Source organism: Janthinobacterium sp. JF4 (assembly GCF_059617925.1).
In genome coordinates, this window is record NZ_JCAQAV010000021.1 from 55,165 (window position 1) to 68,492 (window position 13,328).

Sequence of the window (13,328 nt, forward strand, 5' to 3'; positions counted from 1 at the left end):
GATTCCTTAAAAATTCAGGCCGGGCGACAGCTTGGCCGGCATTTCCAGCGCGCTGTTCTCGATCGAGGCGACCGGATAGGCGCAGTAATCGGCCGCGTAATAGGCGCTTGGACGGTGGTTGCCCGACTTGCCGATGCCGCCGAACGGCGCCGTGCTGGCCGCGCCCGTGGTCGGACGGTTCCAGTTGATGATGCCGGCGCGCGCGCGTACCTGGAAGGTTTGCCACAGGGCCGGATCGTCCGACAGCAGCGCTGCGGCGAGACCAAATTCGGTGGCGTTGGCGACCTTCAGGGCCGCATCGAAATCGGCCACGCGGATCACCTGCAGCAACGGGCCGAACCACTCTTCGTCGGGGATGCCGGGAGCGTTGGTGACGTCGACGATGCCGGCCGTGACAAAGCCCGCCTCGGGATTCAACTGGCGCATCTGCAGCAGCGTGGTGCCGCCCTTGGCGGCCATGTCCGCCTGCGCCTGCACCAGGCGCGCGGCTACGGCGCTCGACACCACCGGGCCCATGAACGGCTGCGGCTGCGCGTCGGAGGCGCCGATGCCCAGTTTCGCGGCCACTTCCACCAGGCGCGCCACAAACGCTGCGCCGGCGGCGTTGTCCTGCACCACCAGGCGGCGCGCGCAGGTGCAGCGCTGGCCGGCCGAGACGAAGGCGGAGAAGATCGCGTGGTGCACGGCCGCGTCCACGTCCTTCACATCCCACACGACGAGGGCGTTGTTGCCGCCCATTTCCAGCGCCAGCATCTTGCCCGGCTGGCCGCCGAACTGGCGGTGCAGGCTGATGCCCGTCTGGCAGGAGCCCGTAAACAGCACGCCATCGAGGTGTGGATTGGCGCCCAGCGCCACGCCCGTGTCGCGCCCGCCGTTGACGAGGTTGACGACGCCATTCGGCAAGCCCGCCTGCTGCCACAGCTGCACGGTCTTGATGGCCGTGCGCGGCGCATATTCGCTGGGCTTGAAGACGATGGTGTTACCGGCGATCAGGGCCGGCACGATGTGGCCATTCGGCAGGTGGCCGGGAAAATTGTACGGGCCGAAGACGCCGAACACGCCATGCGGGCGGTGGCGCAGCACGGCGTCGCCGTCGGCGATCTTGCTTTGCGTGATGCCCGTGCGCGCGTGGTAGGACTGCACCGAGATATCGATCTTGTTGGCCATGGTGGCCACTTCCGTGCGCGACTCCCACAGCGGTTTGCCCACTTCTTCCGAGATCAGCAGCGCCAGCGCTTCCGCATGCTCCTTCAGCAGTTCGCGAAAGCGCACGCAGATGGCGATGCGTTCCTCGACGGGCGTCTCGGCCCACGCTTCAAAGGCGGCGCGAGCGGACTGGCACGCCTGTTCGACTTCGTGTTCAGTCGCTTCCAGGCTGGCCCAGGTCTGCTTGCCGTTCGACGGGTCGATGGTGGCCAGTTCGCGGCCCGTACCCGGCAGCCAGGCGCCGTTGATGAAGTTCGATGCTGCGGTAGACGAATTAAATACGTTAGACATGGGGATGCTTCCTCGGGTTGAGTGACAAGGTGCGCACGGTGTCGCCGTGATGGCAGCGCAGCAGATGCAGTTCATCGTCATCGAGCGCGATCTTGCCGCCGTGCGGATTGGCGCTGGTGACGATCATGCGGAAATCTTTCAGGTCGGTGTTCGACACCAGGTAAGGCTCGGCCTGGGCAAGGTCACCGCCCACTTCAGGCGCAGCGTCGGCGTCGAGCACGGCCGGCATGCTGTCGCGCATGGCGCGCAACTCGGACACGCGCGCCTGCAGCACGGGACCGGCGTCGAAAATGTCGACATAGCCTTCGAAGTGCAAGCCTTCCTGTTCCAGCAGGCGGCGCGCGGGCGCCGTGCTCAGATGCACCTTGCCGATGACTTCCTGCGCCTCGTCAGGCAGGTAGGCCACGTACATGGGCTGGCGCGGCATCAGTTCGGCGATGAAGGATTTCTTGCCCAGGCTCGTCAGGTCGTCGACGTGGTGGAAATCCATCTTGAAGAAGTGGCGGCCCAGGCCTTCATAGAACGGCGAGCTGCCATCCGGCGCCTGGTAGCCGCGCATTTCGGCGATCAGCTTTTCCGTGAACAGGTGCGGGAATTGGGCGATGAACAGGAAGCGGCTTTTCGACAGCAGCTTGCCATTGTTGCCGCTGCGGTAGTCGGGGTGCAAAAACAGCGAGCACAGTTCCGTGCTGCCCGTCAGGTCGTTCGACAGGTACAAGGTTTCCATGCGCGTAAACACGTCGAGCTCGCGGCTCGAATGGACCAGGGTGCCGATGCGGTAGTTATAGAACGGTTCTTCCAGGCCCACGGCGCCCTTGATGGCGCACACGCCGGCCAGGCGGCCCGTGTCGGTATCCTCCATGACGAACATGTAGTCACGCTTTTCGGGCGGGATGGTTTCGGCGAACGAAGCACAGGCGATGGCCAGGCGGTCGCCCAGCATTTTCATGTCCGGCTTGAGGGTGGTCATGCCGGTGCCGACCTGGCTGGCCAGGCCGTACAGGGCGTCCAGGTCAGAAGCGTTGATGGCGCGTACTACTAGCATAATGTTCTCTCGGTTAGATGCGCACGCAAATGACGCTGTCGCCTTCGGCCACGGCAAGCGCGTCGAGCAACTCGGGCGGCAAGCCGACGGTATCCTGCGCTTCGAGCGCATCGCAGGTAAAGGTGACGGCGCGGAAGTTGCGCTCCGCGCCCGACGCGACCGCGTAGTGCACTTTCAGGCCCGTGCGGCTGGGCGTGACGCCGGCGACGACGCGGCGCGTGAGCGAGCCCGTAAACGAGCGCAGCGCATGCTTGTGCGCCTGCAAAATGGGGCCGCCATCGAAGATGTCGATGTAATCGTCGGCTTCAAAGCCTTCTTCCGTCAGCAAATTGAACGCCAGTTCGCCGCTCGGGTGGATCTGGCCCATGGCCGCCTGCGCGTCGCCCGGCAGCAGCGGCACGTACACGGGGTAGTGCGGCATCAGCTCGACGATCAGGGTGCGGTTGCGCGCGCCGCCAATGACTTTTTCGGCATCGAGGAAATCCATCTGGAAGAACTTGCGGCCCAGCGCATCCCAGAATGGCGACTGGCCGTTGGCGTCCGTGATGCCGGCCAGCGGCACGAAGAAACGGTCGCCGAAACGGTGCGGCGCCAGCACGGCGAACAGCAGCCGCGCGCGCGACAGCAGGGCCGCTTCCAGGCCCGCCTGCTCCATGTTGCGCACGTAGAAGCCGGACAGCTGCGAATACGCCGTCAGCTCGGAACACAGGGTCAGCGCATGCACGCTGTGGCTGATGTTCAGGTCGCGCGAGACTTGCTGGATGACGTCGTTGCGAAAGGAAAAATAGGTGCCGTTCGAGCCGGCCGAGGCGAAGATGGCGGCCGTGCCGGCGATGCTCTTGTCGGGCAGGGATTCAAGCACGAAGAGATACGACTCTTCGCTGGGGATGTCGACATGGGCGGCAAACGAGGCGATGGAGCGCTCGACGGAGGCGGCGATTTTCTCGCGCGTCTTCGGCAGGGTATGGACACCCGGCATGGTTACTGCGGCCAGCGCTTCGAGGGCTGCAATATCCGCAATTTCTACCGGACGGACAACATACATGGGTACTCCTTCAATGCTGACGATACATGGGCTGAAAACCCGGGTAGAACCAAGCCGGCCCGCAGCAAAGCGGCGGGCCGGTGATCAAACAGGGAGCGAGGCTAGCCTCAGGCTTTCAGCATGCCGTCGATGGCGGCGCGCAGCAGACGGCCCGCTTCGGCGATCTGTTCGTCCGAGACGATCAGGGCCGGCGCCAGGCGCACCACGTCCATGCCGGCGATCAGCACCATCAAGCCTTGCGCTTCGGCCGCCTTCTGGATGTCCTTCGCGCGGCCCTTGTAGGCTTCGCTGACGACCAGGCCCAGCAGCAAACCGCTGCCGCGCACCACGGAGAACACTTGCGGATAATCCGTGATCAAGCCTTGCAGCATGGCGATGGTGTTGACGCTCGCTTCTTTCACACGGGCCAGGAACGCCGGCGTGTTGATCGTTTCCAATACTTTCAAGGCAACGGTGGCGGCCAGCGGATTGCCGCCGTAGGTGGTGCCGTGGGTGCCGACGGCCAGGGTCTGCGCCAGTTCATTGGTGGTCAGCATGGCGCCGATCGGGTAGCCGTTGCCCAGCGCCTTGGCGGCCGTCAGGATGTCCGGCGTGACGCCGTAGCCCATGTACGCGAACAACGCGCCAGTGCGGCCCATGCCGCACTGGACTTCGTCGAAAATCAACAGGGCGCCGGTCTTGTCGCACAGGGCGCGCAGTTCCTTGAGGAACTCCGGATTGCCCGGCACCACGCCGCCTTCGCCTTGTACCGGTTCGACGATCACGGCGCACACGTCATCGCCGATGGCGGCGCGCGCCGCTTCGATGTCGTTGTAGGCAATGTGGTCGATCGACGGTGGCAGCGGCTCGAAGCCTTCCGTGTACTTGGCCTGGCCGCCGACGGAGACGGTAAACAGGGTGCGGCCGTGGAAGGAGCTGAAGCACGAGATGATGCGCGACTTGTGCGCGCCGAACTTGGTGTGGGCGTACTTGCGCGCCAGTTTCAGGGCCGCTTCGTTGGCTTCCGCGCCCGAGTTGCAGAAGAAGGCGCGGTCGGCGAAGGTCGCTTCCGTCAGGGCCAGCGCCAGGCGCAGGACAGGCTCGTTGGTGTAGCCGTTGCCCAAATGCCACAAATTATTGATTTGCTTGGTCAGCACGTCGACCAGGGCCGGATGGCAGTGGCCCAGGCTGTTGACGGCGATGCCGGAGGTGAAATCGAGGTAATGCTTGCCCGACTGGTCCCACAGATCCAGTCCGGAACCGCGCACGGGCACCATGGCGGCAGGGGCGTAGGTAGGAACGAGGACCTGGTCAAAGGTTTCCCGGGTAACTGGACGAGCCGTTACGGTCGAATCAAGCTTGGCATTCATAGCATTTCCCCATCAATATGTTAGGTACTCCGCAGCTACGACAGCTACGTGTGTACTGCATTATAAAAAGCGGGATGCTAAAACTCTTTTGAATCTGCGACAAGGATTTTCACAATTCATCACAGCCGGACTTGCCTTGATCAAGCTGGGGGCATGAGCTTTCTTTGTCGCTCTTCGCGCGGGGTATTGCCAAACAGGGTGCCAAACGCCGTGGAAAAGTGCGAGCCGGAAGAAAAGCCGCACATCAGGCCAACTTGCACGATGGAATAGTGTGTGTCGAGCAACAATTGTCGTGAGCGCTGCAGGCGCAGCTCCAGGTAGTAGCGCGACGGCAGGCTGCCCAGGTATTGCTTGAACAGCCGCTCGAGCTGGCGCCGCGACAGGCCCACCAGGCTGGCGATGTCGTCCGTCGACAGCGGCTCCTCGATATTGGCTTCCATCAAGGTCACCGCCTCGGACAGCTTGGGCTGCAGCACGCCGAAACGCGCCTGCAGGGCCACCCTCTGGCGCTCTTCCTTGCCGCGCACCTTGTCCACGCACAGCGCTTCCTTGACGAGCGCCTGCACGTCGGCGCCAAAGATGGTTTCGATCAGGGTCAGCGAAAAGTCGATGCTGGCAGCGCCGCCGCAACAGGTGATGTGCGGGCCGTCGATGTCGAACAGGTGCGGCGTCAGAATGGCCCGTTCCGCCTTCGCTTCCGCATCCGCGTACAGGGCCCACGGCAAGGCGATACGCACGCCATCCATGACGCCCGCGCCGGCCAGCCACAGCACGGCCGCGCCCACACCGCCCCAGAATGGGGCCGAACGGCAGCGCTCGATCACTGCCCGGCACAGCTCGGCGCGCAGCGGCGCCTGCGTTTCGTCGGCCACCAGCAGCGCGATATGCCAGTTGCCGCCCTGCGCGGCCACCTGTTCCGGCGTGCGCACGTCCAGTTGCAGGGAGTCCGGTCCCAGCGCCCGCGCGCACAGGCGCAGCGGCTGCACCAGGCCGGCCCAGGTGATCGACTCGGCATCGCCGGCATGGACCAGCAGCAAACGCAGCGGTTTGTCGAGGCCGATACGGGAAAGATTAGCGAAGGACATCGGCGAGGCGGGCCAGGGGCAAGGGCTGAGTTGCCCACATGATACCGGACTTCCGCCCCATTGAGACCCGCATGCAAGGGCGCATCCTGGCGCGGCGGAAAAAAGCGGAGCGGAAGGATATAATCACTGCCATGGGTGAACGATATTTAAAAAGTATCCGGCTGCTGGCCGAATGCATGCAAGGCTTCGAGCGGTTTTCTAGCGACTTTGTTCGCCAGTACGGCTTGACGCATGCGCAATTCGACATCATTGCCACGCTCGGCAACACCTGCGGCATGTCCTACAAGGAACTGGGGCAGAAAACCCTGATTACCAAGGGTACCTTGACGGGCGTGGTAGACCGGCTGGAACAGAAGGGGCTGGTGATACGCGAACGTTGTCCACGCGACAAGCGTTCCTATTACGTGCGCCTGAGCTGCGAGGGCGAACGGGTGTTCCATGACGTGTTCCCCAAGCTGACAAGGCAGGGCCAGCGCCTGTTCGACGGCTATACCGAAGACGATTTCATGCGGTTGGAAACCACCCTGGCGGGCTTGAAGCACGCCATCGCCAACGGCCACGGCTGACCATTCACCAAGCACAGACATTCAAACAAGACAAAGGAAACCAAGTTGAAAACCTCACTGCTCGAAGGCAAAAAGCCCGCTCATTTCGATAAACACATCATCGGCAACCTGCTGCTCAACGCCAGCACGCCGGAACTGGTGCGCCAGGAAAAACTGATCATCGGCGTGCGCAATGAAGACGGCGAAATCTACCGCCTGATCGGCGCCACCAAGCACAACAGCTTCATGAATGCCGTCGAGGAACTCTTCGACCTGGGCTTGACGGATGAGCTGGAAGACAGCGATGAGCTGGTTGAAGGCTGCGACGCGATCTTCAGCGAAACAGACTGATAACGCTCGTAGATCACAAAGGGCATGCCGCTGATTCAGTGGCATGCCTTTTTCCGTTTACGGGGCTTTGCTTGCCTTTTGCCAAGCTGTTTGCGAAAAGATCACGGTTAAAAAGTTCCGTACGGAAATATTGCGAGTATAATTTTTTCAATGAACAGACTCGACGCCTTTAAAAGCATCGCCGCACAAGCCGCTCGTGGCGAGCTGACCTTTCCTGCCAATGTGGACGCTTCGCTCAAGCTGCAAGAGGCGCTGGCCGATCCCGACTGCCATATCGAGGCCGCCGCCAAGCTGGTGCAGGCAGACCCGCTGCTGGCCGCGCGCACGGTGGCCATCGCCAATTCTGCCGCGTTCAACCGCTCCGGCAATGAAATCACCAGCGTGCGCAATGCCGTGCAGCGGCTCGGCGTGCGTACCCTGCAGTCGGTGGTGGCATCGCTGATCGTGCGCCAGCTGGGCAGCACCATCACCGATCCCGTGCTGCAAGCGAAGGCCAACCAGCTGTGGGAGCATACGGCTCACGTGGCAGCCCTGTCGCAAGTCCTGGCCCGCCGCGTCACCAGGGTTGACCCCGATACGGCCCTGTTTGCCGGCATCATGCATGAAGTGGGCGGGTTCTATCTGCTGTCGCGCGCGGCCGAATTCCCCGGCATCCTCGACGGCGAGCCGGAAGACTGGGTCGAACATGGCGAACAGGCCATCGGCCATGGCGTCCTGACCAAATTGAAGGTGCCGGAAGCGGTGATGGGCGCCATCGATGCACTGTGGGTAGGCCTGCGCGCCATCCCGCCAGAGTCGCTGGGCGACACCCTGCTGCTGGCGAATGACCTGGCGCCCGTCTCGTCGCCCCTCAACGAAAGCCCGGCCGCCATCGCCGTGCGGGCCGCCCGCGCCGCCGGCAGCATCGACTGCGTGATCGGCGATGCGACCCTGTCGAGCATCATGGAAGAATCGGACGATGAAGTGCAGTCGTTGCTGAAAGTGCTCGTGCATTAATATGCTCCAAGCACCGGATGCGGGCGTTCACTGTCAACACCGGGCGCCAATCACGCCGACAAAAAAAACCCGCTCGAAAGCGGGTCAAGTCCAAAGCTAGGGATGTCCTGAAAGAGACAGCCCTATCTTATGTGGTGCGCCGCGCCCGCTCCGTGCGCTGGCACACTTAGCGCGCAGATTATCCCGGCAACAGCTGCACGTCCGTTTCCTGCCAGGCGCGCAGCTGCCGCACGCGGGCGAACCACGCCTGAATATTTTGGTATTGCGCCAACGGCAGCCGCACGGCCTCGCTGTACATCAGCGGCGCGGCCACGGCGAAATCGGCCAGGGTCAGAGCGTCTCCGCTGAGCCAGTCGCGCTGCGCCAGATGCGCGTCCAGCACCACGGCGCACTCGTGCAGGTCGCGCTCGCCGCGCGCCTCTTCCAGCGGGTCCGCCGGACCATTGCCCGTCATGCCCTTCCAGGCCCGTTCCCAGGCCAGCACGCTGATGGCGGGCGCGAAGTGCTGCGCGGCCCAGAACAGCCAGCGGTTGACGTCGGCGCGGGCCTGCGGCGCCTGCGGATAAATCGTCTGGCCCGGCACCTGCTCGGCCAGGTATTGCATGATGGCGCACGATTCCCACAGCAGGAAAGCGCCATCGGCCAGCACGGGCACCTTGCCGTTTGGATTGAACTCGACCAGGCGGCGGCGGTCGTCCGCATTCATCAGGTCGACTTCGGCCAGTTCCAGGGGCAAGCCGAGATGGATCGCCGTCATCAGGGCACGGCGGGCATTCGAGGACATGGGGTGGTGGTACAGGCGCATGGTGCGTAACTCCGGTGAGTGAGGAAGCCACCATCGTAGTCGCCGTCACTGACAGTTTTTGTCAGGAGCGCATCTCAGGATTCCGGATCAATATCATGCATCTTGCGCCAGGCATCCAACAGCACATGGCGGCGCGCGGGGTAGCGCTCCTCATGCTGCTGCACGCTGGCGATGCGGTCGATGCGGAAATGCCGGTAATCGCCGCGCAGCTCGCACCAGGCGGCCAGCAGGCGCTTGCCTTCAAAAAAAGCCAGGGCGAACGGCCACACCGTGCGCGAGGTGGCGCTGCCATGCTCATCCTGATAGGCGAGCGTGAGTTTCTGTTCGTAGCGGATCGCCTCGCGCACCGGCTGCACGTAACGGTCGGCCGGCTGCGTGCCATCGGCGGGGCGCCCCAGCGGCACCCACAAGCTGGTCTCGGCCATGCTGTCGCGCAAGTCGCGCGGTGAGGCTGCCGCGATCTTCGCCAGGGCATTGCTGGCCGCCTGCGCCAGGCCCGCATCGCCCTGGCGGCGCACCCAGCGCGCGCCCAGCACCAGCGCTTCCAGTTCATCGGCGCCAAACATCAGGGGCGGCAAGAAGGCGCCACGGCGCAGCACATAGCCGATGCCGGCCTCGCCCTGCAGGGGGGCGCCCAGTTCGGCCAGGGTCTGGATATCGCGGTAAATCGTGCGTTCGGAGACGCCCAGCTGCTGCGCCAGCTGGGCCGCCGTGACGGGCACGCGCCTGGCGCGCATGGCGTCCATCAGCAGGAAGAGCCGGCCGCTGCGGCTCATGGGCAGGCCTGCAAAGCCTGGTCGCCCATCACCAGGGCCGACAGGGCCGGCACGTACAGATAGCCGTCGGGCGCCAGGCGCGCCGCGCGCGGCCCCTCTTGCACGCCGGCGATGCCGTAGCAGCGCTGCAAGCGGCCTGCGGCGGGCCACCAGTAGATGGCCGCCTCCTGGTCGGGAAAGCGCTGGCGCACGCTATCGGCCTGCGCCGCCACTTGCGGAAAATCGCGGTAAAAGGCGGGGGCAATGCCCAGCTCCGCGGCAAAGGCCGCTTCCAGCGCCGCCGTGTCTGCCAATTGGGCTGCCAGCGCCGCCGTTTCGCGGTCAAGCTCATCGGCCGGCACGCCCGTCTCGACCAGGCTGCGGCGCATGCGCTCCGGGCCCGCCTGCGCGCGCAGGAACGCCGATTCCTGCAGCGCCAGCACGGCGCCGGCCGGAATGTGCTTGCGCCGCGCGGCCGGGAAGACATACAGGGCGCAGCTGCCCGCGCACACCGTGTCGATGGCGAGACGCCATTGCTGCTGGCGCAGATAGCGCCCCAGCTGCATCGCTGCCTTCGGGTCGCCACCGTCGCTATTCACGCGCAACAGCGTCAGACCCGGCGCGGCCAGCAGCCGCAGCTTGTCCACGTCGCCCTCGGCAATCGGGCCGCGCAGGGCGATGGTATCGCTGGCCACACGGCGCAATTCTGCGGCACTGGCCAGCGCGCCAATGCACGCCATGATGCCCATCACTATCAAACGCTTCATCGTCATCCGCCATAAAAAAAACGACCACCGCAAACGGTGATCGTTCTTCATTCGAGCTGCAAAAAACCTGCGCTTACACCACGGCGCCGTCGGTTTCGTCTTTTTCCTTGACCGGCTTGATCAAGTCTTCGCGCTTGACGCCCAGCCACATGGCGATCGAGGCCGCGACGAACACGGACGAGTAAATACCGAAGCAGATACCGATGGTCAGCGCCAGTGCGAAGTGGTGCAGGGTCTGCCCGCCGAAGACCAGCATCGACAGCACCATCATCTGCGTGGAACCGTGGGTGATGATGGTACGCGAAATGGTGCTGGTGATCGCGCTGTCGATCACTTCATGCACGGAAGCCTTGCGCTGCTTGCGGAAGTTCTCGCGGATACGGTCAAAGATCACCACCGATTCGTTGACGGAATAACCGAGCACCGCCAGGATGGCCGCCAGTACCGTCAGCGAGAATTCCCACTGGAAGAAGGCGAAGAAACCCAGGATGATCACCACGTCATGCAAGTTGGCGATAATGGCCGAGACAGCGTATTTCCACTCGAAGCGGATGGCCAGGTAGATCATCACGCCGATAATCACCATCACCAGCGCGTTTAAGCCGTTCTGCGCCAGTTCCTCGCCCACTTGCGGGCCGACGAATTCGACTTTCTGCAAGACGACCGCTTCGCTGCCGGCAGCGTCCATGCACGCGCTCTTGATGACGTGTTCACCCTTGTCGGTGACGGTATCGATACCCTTGGTCGTGCCCTGCTCGGCCTTGCACAAGGCGTCAAACACGCGCTGCGACGTATTGGCGGCGCTGACGCCATTTTCCACCGGCAGACGGATCATCACGTCGCGCGCCGTATCGAAGCTGGTCACGCCAGGTTCTTCGTAGCCCATCTTGATCAGGGTGCCGCGTATGCCTTCAAGGTTGGCCGCCTTGGGGTATTTGACCTCCATCAAGGTGCCGCCCTTGAATTCCACGGACAGGTGCAAGCCCTTGTGGAACAGGAAGAAGACGGCGGCAAGGAAGGTCACCGCCGAAATCACGTTGAAAATCAACGCATGGCGCATGAAGGGAATATCTTTTTTGATCCGGAAAAATTCCATGAAATCCTCTGAGTTCTATTCTGTGCGTCCGGCGGCTGGGCCACCGGACGCTATCGCTGTTGACGCTATTGGGTAAGGCTGGGCCGTCGCTTATTTGCTGGTGCCCGGCACCCACACCGTGCCGATCGACAAGGTCGCCAGCTTTTTCTTGCGGCCATACCAGAGGTTGACCACGCCGCGCGACACGAACACGGAGGAGAACATCGAGGTCAGAATGCCCAGGCAATGCACAACAGCGAAGCCGCGCACCGGGCCGCTGCCGAAGGCCAGCAGCGCCAGGCCGACGATCAGGGTGGTCACGTTCGAATCGAGAATCGTGGCCCAGGCGCGATCGAAACCGGCAGCGATCGCCGCTTGCGGCGTATTGCCGGCGCGCAGCTCTTCGCGGATACGTTCATTGATCAGCACGTTGGCGTCAATCGCCATACCCAGCGCCAGCGCGATAGCGGCGATACCGGGCAAGGTCAACGTCACCTGGATCATCGACAGCAAAGCGATCAGCAACAGCAAGTTAGCGGCCAGGGCCAGCACGCTGAAGGCGCCGAACAGCATATAGTAGGCGATCATGAAGATGGCGATGGCGATGAAGCCATACAAGGTCGAGTGGAAGCCCTTGGCGATGTTTTCTGCGCCCAGTTGCGGTCCGATCGTGCGTTCTTCGATGACGGTCATCGGTGCGGACAGGGCACCCGAGCGCAGCAGCAGCGCCAGTTCATTCGCGTTTTCCGCGCCGCCCATGCCGGTGATCTGGAAGCGCGAGCCGAGTTCCTGCTGGATGGTGGCCACCGACAGCACTTCCGGCTTGCCCTTTTCAAACAGCACGATGGCCATGCGCTTGCCCACGCGTTCGCGCGTCGCTTCGCGCATCTTGCGGCCGCCGTCGCCGTTCAGGTCGATCGACACGGCCGCCTGCTGGTTCTGGTCGAAGCTGGCCGTGGCGCTGGAAATATAGTCGCCCGTCAGGATCACGTCTTTCGCCAACACGACAGGGACGCCCTTGCCAACCGTAAACAGTTCCGAGTTGAACGGGATGGCGCTCGACAGTTCGGTGCCAGGCACGATGCTTTCATCGACTAGGCGCACTTCCAGGGTCGCCGTGCGGCCGATGATGGCTTTCGCGCGGGCCACGTCCTGCACGCCCGGCAGTTGCACCACGATGCGGTCAGGACCTTGCTGCTGGATCAGCGGCTCGGCCACGCCCAGCTCGTTGACGCGCTTGGACAGGGTGGAGATATTCTGTTTCACGCCTTCATCGATGGTCGCCTTCAGGGCCGCCGGTTTCAGGGTGATGTTCAGTTTCAGGTCGCTGCCTTCGCCCGCATCGGCGAACGCCAGCTCCGTCATCTGGTCGAACAACACATTCTTTGCCTTCAGGCGCGTATCGGCGTCACGGAAGTTGATCTGCACGCTGTCGCCCACGCGCTCGATGCCGGCATGGCGGATATTCTTGTCGCGCAACACGCTACGCGCGGCGGACTGGACGCCCTGGACTTTCTTGTTCAGTACGGCTTTCGCATCGACCTGCATGAGGAAGTGCACGCCACCGCGCAAATCCAGGCCCAGGTACATGGGCAAGGCATGCAATTTTTGCATCCACATCGGCGTATTGGCTTGCAGATTGACCGTCACGATGTAAGCAGGGTCGCTGGCATCCGTATTCAAGTCCTTTTCCAGCACCAGTTTTGCCTTGAACTGGGTATCGGGATCGGCGAAACGCACGCGCACGGAGGCGAGATTGCCGGCGCCATCCATGGTGACGCCTTCCGACTTGACGTTTTCTTTCGTCAATACTTGCTCGACTTGCGTCATCAGATCACCCGTCACTTTGACGGTCGACTTGCCGCTGGTTACTTGCAGCGCCGGTGATTCACCGAAATAATTGGGCGCCGTGTAGAGTGCGCCCAGCAATAAGGCGACGACGATGATGATGTATTTCCAGGCAGGATAGCGATTCATAGTGATTCAGCGTTCAGTGTTGAGCGTCGGAGGCGT

13 protein-coding genes are annotated in these 13,328 nt (G+C 63.1%); 3 read left to right on the forward strand and 10 right to left on the reverse strand.

From position 1 onward, the window contains the following. Positions 1–6 precede the first annotated feature (6 nt). The 5 genes from astD to AC54AF_RS16585 all read right to left on the reverse strand — a co-directional run bounded on the left by astD (position 7) and on the right by AC54AF_RS16585 (position 6,021). Entirely contained in the window at positions 7–1,497 is a 1,491-nt protein-coding gene (gene astD / locus AC54AF_RS16565) for a succinylglutamate-semialdehyde dehydrogenase (RefSeq protein WP_496637426.1), read from the reverse strand. Beyond that, the gene (gene astA / locus AC54AF_RS16570; RefSeq protein WP_496637427.1) at positions 1,490–2,542 is read right to left on the reverse strand and encodes an arginine N-succinyltransferase; all 1,053 of its coding nucleotides are present in this window, start codon (positions 2,540–2,542) and stop codon (positions 1,490–1,492) included. Before astA ends, astD begins: the two co-directional genes overlap by 8 nt. Before the next feature lie 13 nt (positions 2,543–2,555). Then, complete coding sequence (locus AC54AF_RS16575; protein ID WP_496637428.1) at positions 2,556–3,587, reverse strand: arginine N-succinyltransferase; 1,032 nt, start codon at positions 3,585–3,587, stop codon at positions 2,556–2,558. Positions 3,588–3,694: 107 nt separating this feature from the next. Continuing rightward, complete coding sequence (astC, locus tag AC54AF_RS16580; RefSeq protein ID WP_496637429.1) at positions 3,695–4,936, reverse strand: acetylornithine/succinylornithine family transaminase; 1,242 nt, start codon at positions 4,934–4,936, stop codon at positions 3,695–3,697. A 140-nt stretch (positions 4,937–5,076) separates the two neighbouring features. Next, complete coding sequence (locus tag AC54AF_RS16585; RefSeq protein ID WP_496637430.1) at positions 5,077–6,021, reverse strand: GlxA family transcriptional regulator; 945 nt, start codon at positions 6,019–6,021, stop codon at positions 5,077–5,079. A gap of 131 nt (positions 6,022–6,152) precedes the next feature. Between AC54AF_RS16585 and AC54AF_RS16590 the strand changes: the two genes are divergently transcribed. The 3 genes from AC54AF_RS16590 to AC54AF_RS16600 all read left to right on the forward strand — a co-directional run bounded on the left by AC54AF_RS16590 (position 6,153) and on the right by AC54AF_RS16600 (position 7,913). Then, positions 6,153–6,587, forward strand: coding sequence for a MarR family winged helix-turn-helix transcriptional regulator (locus tag AC54AF_RS16590; protein WP_496637431.1), 435 nt, complete (start codon positions 6,153–6,155; stop codon positions 6,585–6,587). Between the two features lie 45 nt (positions 6,588–6,632). After that, positions 6,633–6,917, forward strand: coding sequence for a hypothetical protein (locus tag AC54AF_RS16595; RefSeq protein WP_131688468.1), 285 nt, complete (start codon positions 6,633–6,635; stop codon positions 6,915–6,917). A gap of 150 nt (positions 6,918–7,067) precedes the next feature. Continuing rightward, positions 7,068–7,913, forward strand: coding sequence for an HDOD domain-containing protein (locus tag AC54AF_RS16600; RefSeq protein WP_131688469.1), 846 nt, complete (start codon positions 7,068–7,070; stop codon positions 7,911–7,913). Between the two features lie 178 nt (positions 7,914–8,091). Here AC54AF_RS16600 and AC54AF_RS16605 read toward each other — a convergent pair whose 3' ends face one another. From AC54AF_RS16605 to secD, 5 genes are all read right to left on the reverse strand, one after another. Continuing rightward, positions 8,092–8,718: a glutathione S-transferase family protein gene (locus tag AC54AF_RS16605; RefSeq protein ID WP_496637432.1), complete on the reverse strand. Its 627-nt coding sequence runs from the start codon at positions 8,716–8,718 to the stop codon at positions 8,092–8,094. Positions 8,719–8,792: 74 nt separating this feature from the next. Beyond that, entirely contained in the window at positions 8,793–9,494 is a 702-nt protein-coding gene (locus AC54AF_RS16610) for a helix-turn-helix transcriptional regulator (RefSeq protein ID WP_496637433.1), read from the reverse strand. Then, positions 9,491–10,240, reverse strand: coding sequence for a hypothetical protein (locus tag AC54AF_RS16615; RefSeq protein WP_496637434.1), 750 nt, complete (start codon positions 10,238–10,240; stop codon positions 9,491–9,493). Before AC54AF_RS16615 ends, AC54AF_RS16610 begins: the two co-directional genes overlap by 4 nt. Positions 10,241–10,313: 73 nt before the next feature. After that, positions 10,314–11,336: a protein translocase subunit SecF gene (secF, locus tag AC54AF_RS16620; RefSeq protein WP_131688472.1), complete on the reverse strand. Its 1,023-nt coding sequence runs from the start codon at positions 11,334–11,336 to the stop codon at positions 10,314–10,316. A 90-nt stretch (positions 11,337–11,426) separates the two neighbouring features. Beyond that, positions 11,427–13,292 (reverse strand): protein translocase subunit SecD, encoded by a 1,866-nt coding sequence (gene secD, locus AC54AF_RS16625; RefSeq protein WP_496637435.1) that lies wholly within the window; start codon positions 13,290–13,292, stop codon positions 11,427–11,429. Between the last annotated feature and the right edge of the window lie 36 nt (positions 13,293–13,328).